Source organism: Pseudomonas sp. MYb193, from assembly GCF_002966775.1.
Taxonomy (GTDB): Bacteria; Pseudomonadota; Gammaproteobacteria; order Pseudomonadales; family Pseudomonadaceae; genus Aquipseudomonas; species Aquipseudomonas paracarnis.
Window position 1 is genome coordinate 523,330 of the sequence record NZ_CP023269.1, and the last position, 15,479, is coordinate 538,808.

General features: G+C 61.8%; 8 protein-coding genes. 4 read left to right on the forward strand and 4 right to left on the reverse strand.

Annotation, left to right across the window (positions count from 1 at the left end):
• Positions 1 to 149: 149 nt before the first annotated feature.
• From CLM72_RS02325 to CLM72_RS02335, 3 genes are all read left to right on the forward strand, one after another.
• The gene (locus tag CLM72_RS02325; RefSeq protein WP_105225519.1) at positions 150 to 2,171 is read left to right on the forward strand and encodes a type VI secretion system tip protein VgrG; all 2,022 of its coding nucleotides are present in this window, start codon (positions 150 to 152) and stop codon (positions 2,169 to 2,171) included.
• Entirely contained in the window at positions 2,171 to 2,896 is a 726-nt protein-coding gene (locus tag CLM72_RS02330) for a DUF4123 domain-containing protein (protein WP_105225520.1), read from the forward strand. Before CLM72_RS02325 ends, CLM72_RS02330 begins: the two co-directional genes overlap by 1 nt.
• 97 nt (positions 2,897 to 2,993) lie before the next feature.
• Positions 2,994 to 3,830 carry a 23S rRNA (adenine(2030)-N(6))-methyltransferase RlmJ gene (locus CLM72_RS02335; RefSeq protein WP_032893901.1) on the forward strand — a complete coding sequence of 279 codons (837 nt, stop codon included), beginning with the start codon at positions 2,994 to 2,996 and terminating at the stop codon, positions 3,828 to 3,830.
• Positions 3,831 to 3,963: 133 nt separating this feature from the next.
• Here the strand turns inward: CLM72_RS02335 and msrA are convergent, their stop codons facing one another.
• From msrA to aceE, 4 genes are all read right to left on the reverse strand, one after another.
• The gene (gene msrA, locus CLM72_RS02340) at positions 3,964 to 4,611 is read right to left on the reverse strand and encodes a peptide-methionine (S)-S-oxide reductase MsrA (RefSeq protein ID WP_073524798.1); all 648 of its coding nucleotides are present in this window, start codon (positions 4,609 to 4,611) and stop codon (positions 3,964 to 3,966) included.
• A gap of 72 nt (positions 4,612 to 4,683) precedes the next feature.
• Positions 4,684 to 7,377, reverse strand: coding sequence for a bifunctional diguanylate cyclase/phosphodiesterase (locus CLM72_RS02345; RefSeq protein ID WP_054918895.1), 2,694 nt, complete (start codon positions 7,375 to 7,377; stop codon positions 4,684 to 4,686).
• 416 nt (positions 7,378 to 7,793) lie between these two features.
• Positions 7,794 to 9,434 carry a dihydrolipoyllysine-residue acetyltransferase gene (gene aceF / locus CLM72_RS02350; protein WP_105225521.1) on the reverse strand — a complete coding sequence of 547 codons (1,641 nt, stop codon included), beginning with the start codon at positions 9,432 to 9,434 and terminating at the stop codon, positions 7,794 to 7,796.
• A gap of 11 nt (positions 9,435 to 9,445) precedes the next feature.
• Entirely contained in the window at positions 9,446 to 12,091 is a 2,646-nt protein-coding gene (aceE, locus tag CLM72_RS02355; RefSeq protein WP_003187985.1) for a pyruvate dehydrogenase (acetyl-transferring), homodimeric type, read from the reverse strand.
• Between the two features lie 383 nt (positions 12,092 to 12,474).
• On the opposite strand from aceE, the gene glnE reads away from it, so the two are divergent.
• Positions 12,475 to 15,414, forward strand: coding sequence for a bifunctional [glutamate--ammonia ligase]-adenylyl-L-tyrosine phosphorylase/[glutamate--ammonia-ligase] adenylyltransferase (gene glnE, locus CLM72_RS02360; RefSeq protein ID WP_105225522.1), 2,940 nt, complete (start codon positions 12,475 to 12,477; stop codon positions 15,412 to 15,414).
• The last annotated feature ends 65 nt before the right edge of the window (positions 15,415 to 15,479 follow it).

The window sequence follows — 15,479 nt, forward strand, 5'->3', positions numbered from 1 at the left end:
TTTGTGGGGGCTGATTGGTGCAATTGCCGTCGATGCCTGTGGGTTCCAGCGGTGCTCACGTAGGACCTTACTTATTTGCCGAGGCAGCGCTCGGCCAGGCGAACGGCTGGTGCAGAATCGGCCGCCCACCCTTCGCAGAGAAACACCGGATGTTCGCTCCTGCCAACCAACCTGCATTTACCCTGGCCCTGGATGGGGCGCCGAGTGATTTCGAGGTGTTCGCGTTCGACGGCACCGAGGCCATCAGCCAGCCCTATCGTTTTGAACTTGAGCTGGTCAGCGAGCTGCCGGATATCGACCTGGAGGGCTTGCTGCATCGCCAAGTGTACTTGGGCTTCGACGATCAGGGGCATGGCGTTCACGGCCTGGTGTATCGGGTTGCCCAGGGCGACTCGGGCCGGCGCCTGACGCGCTACCAGCTCAGCCTTGCGCCGCATCTGGCGTACCTGGCGCACAGCAGTCACCAGCGTATTTTCCAGCATAAGACGGTGCCGCAGATTGTTGCCCAAGTGCTGGCCGGGCAGGGGATTCACAGTGACCGCTTCGAGTTCCGGTTGAGCGGTGATTACCCTGAGCGTGAATATTGCGTGCAGTTCGGCGAGAGCGACCTGGCGTTCATCCAGCGCCTGTGTGCCGAGCTGGGTATTCACTATCACTTCCAGCATTCCTCCGAAGGGCACCTGCTGGTGTTTGGCGATGACCAGACCGTATTTGCCCAGGCAGATCAGCCCACGCCGTACCGGCCTGGTTCGGGAATGGTCGCCGCTAGCCCTGCGATCAAGCGCTTCACCTTGCAATTGGCGACCTGCACCACGGCGTTGAATCTTCGCGATTACGACTTTCGCAAACCCCATGTCGAGCTGGAAAGCGCAGCCGTCGATGAGTCATTGCCCAAGCTTGAAGCACAGCGCTACCCCGGCAACTTTTCCGACCGAGCCCAAGGCAGATGCCTCGCCCAGCGTGGCTTGGAGCGGCACCGCAGCGACTATCGCAGTGCCCATGGCCAGGGCGATGAGCTGGCGTTGGCCAGTGGTCGGTTTTTACAGTTGCGCGAGCACCCCCGCGAGGACTGGAATGACTTGTGGTTAGTGACGCAGGTGCGCCATGAAGGCAAACAACCGCAGGTGCTGGAGGAGGCGGTTACCGAGGAGGAGGGTGGGGAGCTGCGCCAGGGGTATCGCAACACATTTGTCGCCGCGCCATGGGATGCGGTGTTTCGTCCGCCTTTGCCGGAGCAGCCGCGCCCGACGGTATCGGGGTATCAAAGCGCGGTGGTTACCGGCCCGGTTGACAGTGAGGTCCACTGTGACGAGTACGGCCGGGTCAAGGTGCAACTGGCCTGGGATCGTGTCGGTGAGCACAACGACCATTCCAGTTGCTGGCTGCGGGTAGCCAGCGGCTGGGCCCATGACCGTTATGGCGTGGTGCTGATCCCCCGTGTCGGTATGGAGGTGCTGGTGGGGTTCGTCAATGGCGACATGGACATGCCGCTGGTGGTGGGGTGCCTGCCCAACGCCGCCACGCCAGTGCCCCTCGACCTGCCCGCGGACAAGACCCGTAGTCTCTGGCGTAGCCAGAGCAGCCCTGGCGGTGGTGGCTACAACGAACTGCGTATCGAGGACCGCAAGGGGGCCGAGGAAATCTACCTGCGCGCCCAGCGGGACTGGACCCAACATGTGTTGCACGACCAGCAGGTACAGGTCGATAACCAGCGTCGCGTGCAGGTGGGCGGCGAGTCGCGCCATGAGCTGCGGGGCGAAGAGCAGCGCATCACCCACGGCAACCGTTTGACGCAGCTCGAGCAGGATGACCATCTAGTGGTTGGCGGTTCGCAGCACATGCGTGCCGGGCAAATCATTGCGCTGGGGGCCGGGCAAAGCATCATCATTGATGCGGGTGCCAGCGTGACGATCCAGGCGGGCGGGCAGTCGATCACGTTGTCAGCGGGCGGGATATTCAGCAGCGTGCCGATCCAGCTCGGCAGCGCGCCTGCCCCGACGCCGGCGCCGTTAATGCCCGGGTTGAAAGAGGCTGTATTGACAGCGATTCCCGCGCCGTTAAGCCGTGCACAAGTGGTCAGCCTGAAACGCAGCGCGCCGTTCTGCGAAGAATGCGAGCGCTGCAAGAACGGCCAGTGCGACATCGACGCCCATACGCGGAGTGCGTCCTGATGCCCGCGCTCTTGACGCCCAATGCCTGGCTGGCGCACTACCCGTTGCAGCCTGATGAACAGCTGTACGCCGTGCTGGGCAATGCCAGCGACGCCAAGCCGCTCGCCGCCTGGCAAGCCACGGCCGCTGCAAAGATGCCGCATCCGATCTGGGCGGGCACGGCCTACGCTGACTGGGATGAGGTCATGCCCTACGTTGGCATCGTTGAGCCGAGCAGTGCTTTTCTCGATTGGATAGCCACCACCCAAGCGTCGGATTGGGGCTGGCTGGCGGTCTCATCCAGCCCGCTGGAGGTGGTGATCGCGCATTTGAAGGGTTTGACCCAGGTGTACCTGCCGGAAAGCCAACCGGTGTTTTTGCGTTTCTGGGACGGCGCGCACCTTTTGCCGATGTTGCAGCTATTAGGCGACGAGGCCGGGCGCGTATTGCCAGTGTTCCAGCGCTACTTGATCAACGGCCAGCCGCTGTCGGTGGCGGCCAAACCCGTTACTGCGGCCCCGGCCAGCCCCTGGTGGCAGGTACCGGCATCGTTGCTCAAGCATATGGCGCAACATTCACCAAAGGTGCTGGTCGACAATCTGCTGCAATGGCTCCAGGAGCAGCGCCCTGACCTCTATACCGCGTTTACGCCAGCGATCTTGCAGCACAAGATCATCTATTTCGCACGCAGGCCGCAAATCAGCCATGGGGCATTGGCTGATTACCTTGCCTCGCAGCTCAGTTGAGCCCCTGGCGATAGCGTGACGTCCGTGCCGCCCGCCATGCGGCCCTGCACCTTTGCGCCGGTAGAAGGTAAACTTCGCCCCCTGCGCAGGAGCAACCATGAATTATCGTCACGCCTTTCACGCCGGCAACCATGCCGATGTCTTCAAACACCTGACCTTGACCCGCCTCATCGCCCTGATGTCGCGCAAGGAACAGCCGTTCGCCTACCTCGACACTCACGCAGGCATTGGCTTGTACGATTTGCAGGGCGACCAGGCCAACCGCACCGGTGAGTACCTGGAAGGCATCGCCCGCCTGTGGGGCGCAAGCGACCTGCCGCCGCTCACCGCCGACTACATGCGCGTGCTGCACGAGATGAACCCGGATGGCCAGTTGCGCTACTACCCCGGCTCGCCGGAACTGGCGCGCCGCCTCACGCGGCCCCAGGACCGTGTGCTGCTCAATGAGAAGCACCCGGAAGATGGCGTGCTGCTCAAGGACAACATGAAGGGTGATCGCCGCGTCAAAGTGCACCTGGGCGAAGGCTGGCACGTGCCACGGGCCTTGCTGCCGGTGCCGGAAAAGCGCGCGCTGATGCTGATCGACCCGCCGTTTGAAAAACTCGACGAAATGCAGCGTTGCGCCGCGTCCCTCAAGGAGGCTGTTAGCCGTATGCGCCAGACGGTGGCGGCGATCTGGTACCCGGTGAAAGACCAGCGCATGTTGCGCCGTTTCTACCAGGACCTGGCCGGCACCGGTGCGCCGAAGCTGCTGCGTGTGGAGTTGCTGGTGCATCCGCTGGACACGCCCAACACCCTCACCGGCTCGGGCCTGGCGATTGCCAACCCGCCGTGGGGCTTGGAAGAGGAATTGCGTGAGTTGCTGCCGTGGCTGTCCAAGCAACTGGGCCAGACCCAAGGTGGCTGGCAGATGGATTGGCTCATCGCCGAATAACTGCCTTTCCAGCCAAACACAACCCAATGTGGGAGGGGGCTTGCCCCCGATTGCTGAGTATCAGCCACTACATCCGTAACTGACACTCCGCTATCGGGGGCAAGCCCCCTCCCACATTGGGTTTATGTTGACCTTAGATCGGGCAGGTCACGCCCGTGCCGCCGATCCCACAGTAACCCTGGGGATTCTTCGCCAGGTACTGCTGGTGATACGCCTCGGCGAAGTACACCGTCGGGGCCTCTTCGATTTCCGTGGTGATCTCACCCAGGCCGGCCTTGCTCAGCTCTTGCTGATACGCCTCGGCACTGGCCTTGGCCGCCGCCAGTTGCTCAGGCGTAGTGGCGTAGATCACCGAACGGTACTGGCTGCCGATGTCGTTGCCCTGGCGCATGCCCTGGGTCGGGTTGTGCAGTTCCCAGAACATCTTCAGCAGGTCTTCGTATTTCACCTTGGCCTGGTCATACACCACCAGCACCACTTCGCTATGGCCGGTCAGGCCCGAGCAGACTTCTTCATAAGTCGGGTTAGGCGTAAAGCCGCCGGCGTAGCCAACCACGGTGCTGACCACGCCGTCGTGCTGCCAGAACTTGCGTTCTGCGCCCCAGAAGCAGCCCAGGCCGAAGATCGCAAAGCCGACGTCATCCAGGAACGGGCCCAGCAGTGGGTTGCCGTTGACGAAGTGCGTTTCGGGCAACTTCATCGGGGTTTCACGACCAGGCAACGCTTGTTCTTGAGTAGGCAGCACGTTTTTGTTCACCAGAATTTCCGAGCGCAAGACCATGATCAGTCCTCTCGTCAGGTTGAGTAACAGTAAATTGTCAGACAGCCAGTGTGCCCGAGTGTTACAGCGCTGTCAGGCGATTGGCCCGCGCGGGTAGCGTTTAAGCCTCTGCATCAGCTCGGCACCCGGGATGGGGCGGTCGAACAGGTAGCCCTGGCCCACGTCGCAACGGTGCCGGCGCAGGAACGCCAACTGCTCAGCGGTCTCGATGCCTTCGGCCACGACCTTGAGTTTGAGGTTGTGGGCCATGGCGATCACCGCCGAGGTGATTTCCATGTCGTCCTGGTTGTCCGGGATTTCATGGATAAAGCTGCGATCAATCTTAATGATGTCGATGGGGAATTTTTTCAAGTAGCTCAGCGACGAGTAACCGGTACCGAAGTCGTCCATCGCCAGGGTCAGGCCGAAGCTCTTGAGCTGGTCCAGTTGCAGGCGCGTATCTTCAGTGGCTTCCAGCAGCAAGCCTTCGGTCAGCTCCAGCTCCAGCAGGTTGGCCGGCAGCTGTTCCTCCTTGAGGATGGTGGCAATCGAGGCCACCAGGTCCGGGTCGGAGAACTGCTTGGGCGACAGGTTGATGGCCACCTGCAAGTTGCCCAGGCCTGCGGCCGTCAATTGCCGGCTCATGCGGCAGGCCTGGCGCGCGATCCATTTGCCGATGGGGATAATCAGCCCGGTTTCTTCAGCCACGCTGATGAACTGGTCGGGGCGGATCATGCCTTTTTCCGGGTGGTTCCAGCGCAACAGTGCTTCCATGCCCAGCAGGCGACCGCTGCGCAGGCATAGCTTGGGCTGGTAGAACACGTCCAGCTCGTTCTGGGTCAGGGCACGACGCAGGTTGTTTTCCACGAACAGCTTGTAGCTGGCCTCGGCATTCAGCGCTTCGGTAAACACTTGCACCTGGTGCTTACCGTTGGCTTTGGCCTTGTGCAGGGCCAGGCCGGCGTTGCGCATCAGGGTCTGCGGGTCGCGGCCATGTAGCGGCGCGCAGGCCAGGCCCACGGAACCGGTGACGCTGATCAACTGGTTGTCGACGAACATCGGCTTGTCGAGGGTAGTCAGCAACTGGCTGGCCACCAGTTGGCCGGTCTCAAGGTCGGCATCGTCCAACAGCACCGCGAATTCGTTACTGGCAAAACGCGCCAGGCTGCCGCCGCTGCTCAAGCTGTTGCGCAGGCGGCGCGCCAGGCTGATCAGCAACTTGTCGCCAGTCTGGTGGCCGAGGCTGTCGTTGATGCGCTTGAAGTTGTCGATGTCCACCAACAGCAGGCTGATCGGGCTGTCGCTGTCGCGGGCAAAGCGCTCGTCGAGGTTGCGAATGAACGCCGGGCGATTGCCCAGGTTGGTCAGGTTGTCGGTGTAGGCCAGGCGTTCGATGCGCTGCTGCGCCAGCTTGGTCTGGGTGATGTCTTCGTAGATGCCGATGTAGTGGGTCAGCTCGCGGTTGTCGCCATACACCTTGGAAATCGACAGCTGGCCCCAGTAGGGTTCCAGGTTTTTGCGGCGGCTCTTGAACTCGCCTTGCCAGCTGTTGCTTTTGGCCAAGGCCGAAGGCGCGTCGAACAGCAATTCGCTGAGGTTCTCCAGAGCTGGCAGTTGGGCCAGGCGATGGCCGTGGACTTCTTCGGCGCTGTATTGGGTAATCGCGGTGAAGCTGGGGTTGACGTACTCCACCACGCCGTCGCAATTGACCAGCAAAAACGCGTTGGCGCTTTGCTCCACGGCGCGCTGGAACAAGTGCAGGGCGCTGGTGGCAGTGCGGCGGTTGTGGTTGTTGATGACCTGGGCGAACTGGTCTGCCAGCTCGCCGGCGAATGCGATCTCATCGGACTGCCAGGCGCGCGGGCTGCCACCTTGCTCCAGGCACAGCACGCCGACGACCTGGCCGTCGACACGGATGCTGGCGTCGAGCATCGCGTGGATGTCCTTGGCGCGCAGGCTTTCGGCCATTTCCCGGGTGCGTGGGTCGCGCAGGGCGTGGGTGGCGTCGATGGCGCGGCTGGAGTGCAGGGCCTCCAGATAATCCGGGAAGCCGCTGGCATCAATGGCTTCAGGCAGATGGTGTTGTTGATCGGCGCGGTGATAGGCGGAGATCGGTACCAGATGATGGCCTTCGAGGTTCCAGATGCTGGCGCAGTCGATCTGGTAGATGTCGCAGGCGCTGCGCGTGATCAGTTCAGCGGCTTCTTGCAGGGAGTTTGGCGTGGTGTAGCGTTGGCGCGCCAGCAGCAGGATCAGTTCTTGCTGGGCGCGCACCCGTTCCAGGTGCTGCAACTGTTCCTGCTGCGCCCGCTGGTTGAGCTCCAGGGCGATCTGCAGGCGGCTGTTCTGGTTTTCCAGGTCGACGGTTGGGGCGGGCGCGCTGGTCTCGCTGAACAGTCCCTCAACCACCATCAGGTAGCCGCGCACCAAGTGGCGGTTATGTTGTTTGTAGGCCTCGCCCATCTCCAGCACGCTCAGCGGGCCATCATGGGTGTGCAGGTTGTAGCGCACCAGATAATGGGGGCTGTGGGCCAGTTGTTGCTGAATCGCATCGTGCAACTGGTAACGCGCCTGGGGTTCCATCAGGCTGGCGTAGGGCGTGCCGATCAAGGCGCAGAGTTCTACCGCCGGCAGGCCGAACTGGCGTTCGCAATTGGGATCGAGGTAGAGCAGGGCCCAGCTTGCCTCATTAAGCCGCTCGAAACGCAGCATACCGAGGCGCGAAGGCACCGGTAATTGCGTCACTACCTCGGCCGCCATACGGGCGACATCGGGTTGGCTTTTCATGGGGAAACTCGCTTGGGAAAATGCGCACTGCGCTGGGCTCACGCCCTCTTGACTGTCGACTGCGGCAAGGTTGCATCATGCAGGACGCAGTGACAAGAGAGGATGAAGGCTAAGTGCTATAAGCCTGTTATCGGCCGCGCGAGGGATTTCTGTAATTGGGGTGATCGGTGGTGCGTTGACGCAGGTAGGGTGCTTGCGTGTGGCGAGCAAGCTTGCTTGCGCTGGGCTGCGCAGCGGCCCCAAAATCTTGGGAGCGCTTCGCACTCCAGCGGGAGCAAGCTCCCTCGCCACAGCAAGCTCGCTCCTACAAAATACAGGCAAAAAAAGCCCCGCCAAGTGGCGGGGTTGAGGTACGAGCGTGGCGCTCGGAAATCGGTGTGGCAAGGGCCTTCCAGGTAACAGGAAGGCCCTGCGACTTACAGCAGGATGGTGCGGATGTCGTTCAGCAACTGGCTCAGGCGCTGGGTGAAGCGCGCAGCCGCAGCGCCGTTGATCACACGGTGATCGTAGGACAGCGACAGTGGCAGCATCAGCTTGGGTTGGAACGCTTTACCGTCCCACACAGGCTGGATGGTGGCCTTGGACACACCCAGGATCGCCACTTCCGGCGCGTTGACGATTGGCGTGAAGCCAGTGCCGCCAATGTGGCCGAGGCTGGAGATGGTGAAGCAGGCGCCCTGCATGTCGTCCGGGGTGAGCTTCTTGTCGCGGGCCTTGGCAGCCAGCGCAGCCGCTTCGCCAGCGAGTTGCAGGAGGCTCTTCTGATCGACGTTCTTGATGACCGGTACCAGCAGGCCATCCGGGGTGTCGACCGCAAAGCCGATGTGCACGTACTTCTTGCGAATGATCGCCTTGCCGCTTGGCGCCAGCGAGCTGTTGAAGTCCGGCAGTTCCTTGAGCAGGTGTGCACAGGCCTTGAGCAGCAGTGGCAGCACGGTCAGCTTCACGCCGGCCTTCTCGGCCACGGCTTTCTGCGCAACGCGGAACGCTTCCAGGTCGGTGATATCGGCCTGGTCGAATTGAGTCACGTGCGGGATGTTCAGCCAACTGGCGTGCAGGCCTGCCGCGCCGATTTGCATCAGGCGGGTCATCGGCACTTCTTCGATTTCGCCGAAGCGGCTGAAATCTACGGTACGGATCGGCGGAATGCCCGAGCCACCGGTAGCGCCGCCGGCAGCCGGAGCTTCCTTGGCTTTTTGCATCATGGCTTTGACGTAAACCTGCACGTCTTCCTTCAGCACACGGCCGTGAGGGCCGCTGGCTGCAACAGCGCTCAGCTCGACGCCAAATTCACGGGCCAGCTGACGCACGGCTGGGCCGGCGTGAACCTTGGTACCGCTTGGCGCAGGTGCAGCCGCCGCAGGGGCTGGCGCAGCTTCGGCTTTTGCGGCAGGTGCAGGGGCAGCAGCGGCAGGTGCCGCTTCAGCCTTGGCAGCCGGAGCAGCAGCCGGTGCTGGTGCGGCGGCTGGCGCAGCACCTTGTACTTTGAGCTTGAGGATGAAGTCACCGGTGCCGACTTCGTCTTCCAGCTTGACCGCGATGCTTTCCACTACGCCTGCAGCCGGCGATGGGATCTCCATGGAGGCCTTGTCGGACTCCAGGGTGATCAGCGACTGGTCGGCTTCGACGGTGTCGCCGACCTTGACCAGCAGCTCGATGATCTTGGCCTTGCCCGACGAGCCGATGTCCGGGACGTGAATGTCCTGGACGGTCGCGGCGGCAGGTGCAGCGGCCGGGGCTGGAGCAGCCTCGGCAGCGGCAGGCTTTTCAGCAGCAGGTGCAGCGGCGGCCGGAGCCGCGGCCGCAGGGGCTGCATCAGCAGCGCCTTCGATTTCCAGCTCCAGCAGTTCGTCGCCTTCCTTCAGGCGGTCGCCCAGCTTCACTTTCAGGCTCTTGACCACGCCGGCCTTGGGAGCAGGGATTTCCATGCTCGCCTTGTCCGACTCCAGGGTCAGGATGCTCTGGTCGGCTTCGACGGTGTCGCCGACCTTCACAAACAGCTCGATTACTTCACCTTCACCGCTGCCGATGTCAGGTACGCGAATGAGTTCGCTCACAAAAAATCTCCTCAGCAGTCCAGTGGGTTGCGTTTTTCCGGGTTGATCCCGAACTTGACGATGGCGTCAGCCACCACCTTGGGTTCGATCTCACCACGGTCAGCCAAGGCTTCCAGGGCTGCCAACACCACGAAGTGACGGTCGACTTCGAAGAAGTGACGCAGCTTCTTGCGGCTGTCACTGCGGCCGAAACCATCGGTGCCCAGGACTTTGAATTCCTTGGACGGGACCCACTGGCGAATTTGTTCTGCAAACAGTTTCATGTAGTCGGTAGAGGCAATGACTGGACCCTTACGGCCGGCCAGGCACTCTTCGACGTAGCTCTTGGCTGGTTTCTGGCCAGGGTGCAGGCGGTTGCTGCGCTCCACGGCCAGGCCGTCGCGGCGCAGTTCGTTGAAGCTGGTAACGCTCCACACGTCGGCGCCGACGTTGAACTCGTCACGCAGGATCTTCGCCGCTTCACGTACTTCACGCAGGATGGTGCCGGAGCCCATCAGCTGTACGTGGTGCGCCGCTTCCTTGGTGTCTTCTTCGAGCAGGTACATGCCCTTGATGATGCCTTCTTCCACACCGGCCGGCATGGCTGGCTGCTGGTAGGACTCGTTCATCACGGTGATGTAGTAGAAAACGTCCTGCTGCTCTTCGGTCATCTTCTTCATGCCGTCCTGGATGATCACCGCCAGCTCATAGCCGTAGGTTGGATCAAAGGTGCGGCAGTTCGGGATGGTGGCAGCCAGGATGTGGCTGTGACCGTCTTCGTGTTGCAGGCCTTCGCCGTTCAGCGTGGTGCGGCCGGCGGTGCCGCCGATCAGGAAGCCACGGGTGCGGCTGTCGCCAGCGGCCCAGGCCAGGTCGCCGATACGCTGGAAGCCGAACATCGAGTAGAAGATGTAGAACGGCAGCATTGGCTGGTTGTGGCTGGAGTACGAAGTACCGGCAGCGATGAAGGAGCTCATGGCGCCCGCTTCGTTGATGCCTTCTTCGAGGATCTGGCCCTTCTTGTCTTCCTTGTAGAACATCACCTGGTCTTTATCGACTGGCTCGTAGAGCTGGCCGACGGAGGAGTAGATGCCCAACTGACGGAACATGCCTTCCATACCGAAGGTACGGGCTTCGTCCGGGATGATCGGGACGATGCGCGGGCCGATGTCCTTGTCCTTGACCAGCTGCGCCAGGATGCGCACGAAGGCCATGGTGGTGGAGATTTCACGGTCGCCCGAGCCGTCAAGGATAGCCTTGAGGGTGCTCAGGTCTGGCGTCGGTACGCTGAAGCTGTTGGCACGGCGCTGTGGCACGAAACCGCCCAGTGCGCTGCGACGCTCGCTCAGGTAGCGGGCTTCGGCGCTGTTTGGCTCCGGCTTGAAGAACGGCAGGTTCTCCAGTTCTTCGTCCTTGACTGGGATGTCGAAGCGGTCGCGGAACAACTTCAGGCTGTCGACATCGACTTTCTTGGTGTTGTGCGCGGTGTTCTTCGCTTCGCCGGCACCGGTGCCATAACCCTTGATGGTCTTGGCCAGGATGACGGTGGGTTGTTCTTTGTGGTTGACCGCTTCGTGGTACGCCGCGTAGACCTTGTACGGGTCGTGGCCGCCACGGTTGAGCTTCCAAATTTCGTCGTCGGACAGGTCGGCAACCATCGCCTTGAGTTCAGGCGTGTTGAAGAAGTGCTCGCGAACGAACGCGCCGTCTTTGGCTTTGTAGTTCTGGTACTCGCCGTCGATGACTTCGTCCATGCGACGTTGCAGGATACCGTCGACGTCCTTGGCCAGCAATGGGTCCCAGAAACGGCCCCAGATGACTTTGGTCACATTCCACTGAGCACCGCGGAACACGCCTTCGAGTTCCTGGATGATCTTGCCGTTGCCGCGAACCGGGCCGTCGAGGCGCTGCAGGTTGCAGTTGATGACGAAGATCAGGTTGTCGAGCTTCTCGCGGCCGGCCAGGGAGATGGCGCCCAGGGATTCCGGCTCGTCGCACTCGCCGTCGCCCAGGAAGCACCAGACTTTCTGCTTGCCTTCCGGAATGAAGCCGCGGGCTTCCAGGTACTTCATGAAACGTGCCTGGTAGATCGCCTGGATCGGGCCCAGACCCATGGAAACGGTCGGGAACTGCCAGAAATCAGGCATCAGCCAAGGGTGCGGGTAGGACGACAGGCCCTGACCGTCGACTTCCTGGCGGAAGTTGTTCATTTGTTCTTCGCTGATGCGACCTTCCATGAACGCACGGGCGTACACGCCTGGCGAGGTGTGGCCCTGGAAGTAGATCAGGTCGCCGCCGTGTTCGTCGGTCGGGGCCTGGAAGAAGTAGTTGAAGCCGATGTCATACAGGGTTGCGCTGGAAGCGAAGCTGGAGATGTGACCGCCCAGGTCCGAATCTTTCAAGTTCGTGCGCATTACCATCGCCATGGCGTTCCAACGTACCAGCGAGCGAATGCGGCGTTCCATGAACAGGTCGCCAGGCATGCGTGCTTCGTGGGTAACGGGGATGGTGTTGCGGTATGGCGTAGTGATGGCGTAAGGCAGTTGCGAGCCGCTGCGGGTCGCGAGTTCGCCCATACGGGTCATCAGGTAGTGAGCACGGTCTTCGCCTTCTTTGTCGAGAACCGATTCCAGGGCGTCCAGCCATTCCTGGGTTTCGACGGGATCGAGGTCTTGCATGGCTTGCTCCAGGGCGGAAAGGCTACCAGAATCGGTTGCCTGAAGTTTGCGACTGGCCTTGTGGGCAGACGACATAAATTCTTGGATGGCCGAAGGTTGCTTCGGCGTCCTGTAGTTTTACTACAAATCGTCGGCCATTTCAGCCTTTCGAATGTATATACGAGTAGTAAAACTACACAAGACTGAGCGTATGGCTCGGTCTTGCTGGTGAGCATAATCGTTATTGTTGGTCTATTGCGAACAAGAAAAGGTGAAACTTTGATGTTGCCTGCCAAGATTAATTTAATTTCAGCTATTTCTAACCTTTGTTCGACAGTCCTTCACCGAGCATGGCTCTTGCCTTCACAACTACACGCCATTTACACGCCGATCAAGGATAGACCATGAGCCTTCCAACGCTGGCCGAACTGCCGGCCATTCTGTTGCCTTACGCCAACCGGGCCGAGCAGTCATTTCGTGACGCGGTGGCCGCGCTGGATGACGATCATGGCCTTTCTGCGTGGACGCCGCAACGGTGGGCCGACTTCGCCCGCGTGTGCGCCGCCAGTGATTTCGTCATTGAACAGAGTGTTCGTGACCCTTTGATGTTGCTGGAGCTGGTGGCCTGGGGCGAGCTGGACCGCGGCTTTGCGCCCGGCGAGCTATGCAGCCAGATAGCCGGTGCGGTGCAACAGGCCGAAACAGAAGATGAACTGGGCCGCGTGCTGCGCCGCCAACGCACGCGCCAGCAGGTGCGCATCATCTGGCGCGACCTCACACGCCAGGCCGACCTGGTGCAAACCTGTCGCGATCTGTCCGACATGGCCGACGCCTGCATCGACCAGGCCTATCAATGGCTGTACCAGCGCCACTGCGCCCAGTTCGGCACGCCGACCGGAGCGCGCAGCGGCGAGGCACAGCACATGGTCATCCTCGGCATGGGCAAGCTCGGTGCGGTGGAACTGAACCTGTCGTCGGATATCGACCTGATCTTCGCCTACCCCGAGGGCGGCGAGACGGTGGGCGTGAAGCGCGCCCTGGATAATCAGGAGTTCTTTATTCGCCTGGGTCAAAAACTGATCAAGGCCCTGGACCCGATGACCGTCGACGGTTTTGTCTTCCGCGTCGACATGCGCCTGCGCCCCTACGGTTCGGCCGGCGCCCTGGTGCTCAGCTTCAACGCGCTGGAGCAGTACTACCAGGACCAGGGCCGGGACTGGGAGCGCTACGCCATGATCAAGGCGCGGGTGGTGGCCGGCGACCAGGCGGCTGGCGCGCAACTGCTCGACATGCTGCGCCCGTTTGTCTATCGCCGTTATCTGGACTTCTCGGCCATCGAAGCGCTGCGCACCATGAAGCAACTGATCCAGCAGGAAGTGCGGCGCAAGGGCATGGCCGACAATATCAAGCTGGGCGCGGGCGGCATTCGTGAGGTGGAATTTATCGCGCAGGCATTCCAGCTGATCCATGGCGGCCGCGACCTCAGCCTGCAGCAACGCCCGCTGTTGAACGTGCTGGACACGCTGGAAGGCCAGGGTTATTTGCCCGCAGCGGTGATCAGCGAGCTGCGCAGCGGTTACGAGTTCCTGCGCTACACCGAACATGCGATCCAGGCGATTGCCGACCGCCAGACGCAAATGCTGCCGGACAGCCCCGAAGACCAGGCGCGCATTGCCTTTATGCTGGGCTTCAGTGACTGGGCCGCGTTTCACGAGCGCCTGATGTACTGGCGTGGCCGTGTGGACTGGCACTTTCGCCAGGTGATTGCCGACCCTGATGAAGAAGAGGGCGAAGAAAGCGAATTGGTGGTCGGTGGTGAATGGCTGCCGTTGTGGGAGGAATCCCAGGATGACGACGCCGCGTGTCGCCAACTGAGTGAAGGCGGTTTCACCGATGCCCCCAAGGCCCTCAAGGCGTTGGCCAGCCTGCGCGCCAGCCCGCAGTTGCGCGCCATGCAGCGCCTTGGGCGCGAGCGCCTGGATGCGTTTATCCCGCGCCTGCTGGCCCAGGCCGTTGAACATGCCAACCCGGACCTCGTGCTGGAGCGCGTATTGCCGCTGGTAGAAGCCGTGGCCCGGCGTTCGGCCTACCTGGTGTTGCTGACCGAGAACCCCGACGCCTTGCGCCGCCTGTTGACCTTGTGCGCAGCCAGCCCGTGGATCGCCGAGCAGATCACCCGTTTCCCGCTGTTGCTGGATGAATTACTCAACGAAGGCCGCTTGTTCAAGCCGCCGCTGGCGCCGGAGCTGGCCGCTGAGTTGCGCGAGCGCCTCACGCGCATTCCCGAAGATGACCTTGAGCAACAAATGGAAGCCTTGCGCCATTTCAAGCTGGCGCACCGCCTGCGGGTGGCCGCTTCCGAAATCGCCGGCAGCCTGCCGTTGATGAAGGTCAGCGACTACCTCACCTGGCTGGCCGAAGCGATTCTTGAACAAGTGCTGGCCCTGGCCTGGCGCCAGACGGTCGCCCGTCACGGCTCGCCACAGCGCCTGGACGGCACCCTGTGCGATCCTGGGTTCATCATTGTCGGTTATGGGAAAGTCGGCGGCATCGAACTGGGGCATGGTTCGGACCTGGACCTGGTGTTTATCCATGACGGCGACCCCCAGGCCGAGACGGACGGTGCCAAGCCGATCGATGGCGCGCAATTCTTTACACGCCTGGGCCAGCGCATCATTCACCTGCTGACCACCCAGACCAACTCCGGCCAGTTGTATGAAGTGGACATGCGCCTGCGACCTTCCGGCGCATCCGGCTTGTTGGTGAGTTCCCTGGGGGCGTTTGATCGCTATCAACAAAATGAAGCCTGGACCTGGGAACATCAGGCCCTGATCCGCGCACGGGTGCTGGTGGGCAGCCAGGACGTGGGCCAGGCGTTCGAGCAGGTACGGGCTAACGTGTTGGGGCGTGAGCGGGACTTGGAGAAGCTGCGCCAGGAGGTCAGCGAGATGCGTGCCAAGATGCGTGACAACCTGGGCACCAAGGCCACGACGGCCGGCAGGGGCGCCAATGCCTTCGAGGCCACGGCGCTGTTCGACCTCAAGCAGGACGCCGGAGGTATCGTCGATATTGAATTTATGGTGCAATACGCGGCTTTGGCGTGGTCTGCGCAACATCCATCGTTGCTGCGCTACACCGACAATATCCGCATTCTGGAGGGCCTGGAGCAGGTCGGGCTGATGCCCGCCGCCGATGCCCATTTGCTGCGTGAAGTGTACAAGGCCTACCGCTCAGCCGCGCACCGCCAGGCTTTGCAGAACGAGGCCGGTACGGTAGCCGGGGACCAGTTCGCCGACGAGCGGCGACAGGTGATGCGAATCTGGCAGGTGCTGGGCTTAAATTGAAATTCGACTGATTGGCGACGCCAATTTTTATATGGGATGCGGATTAATGTGGGAGCCGGGCTTGC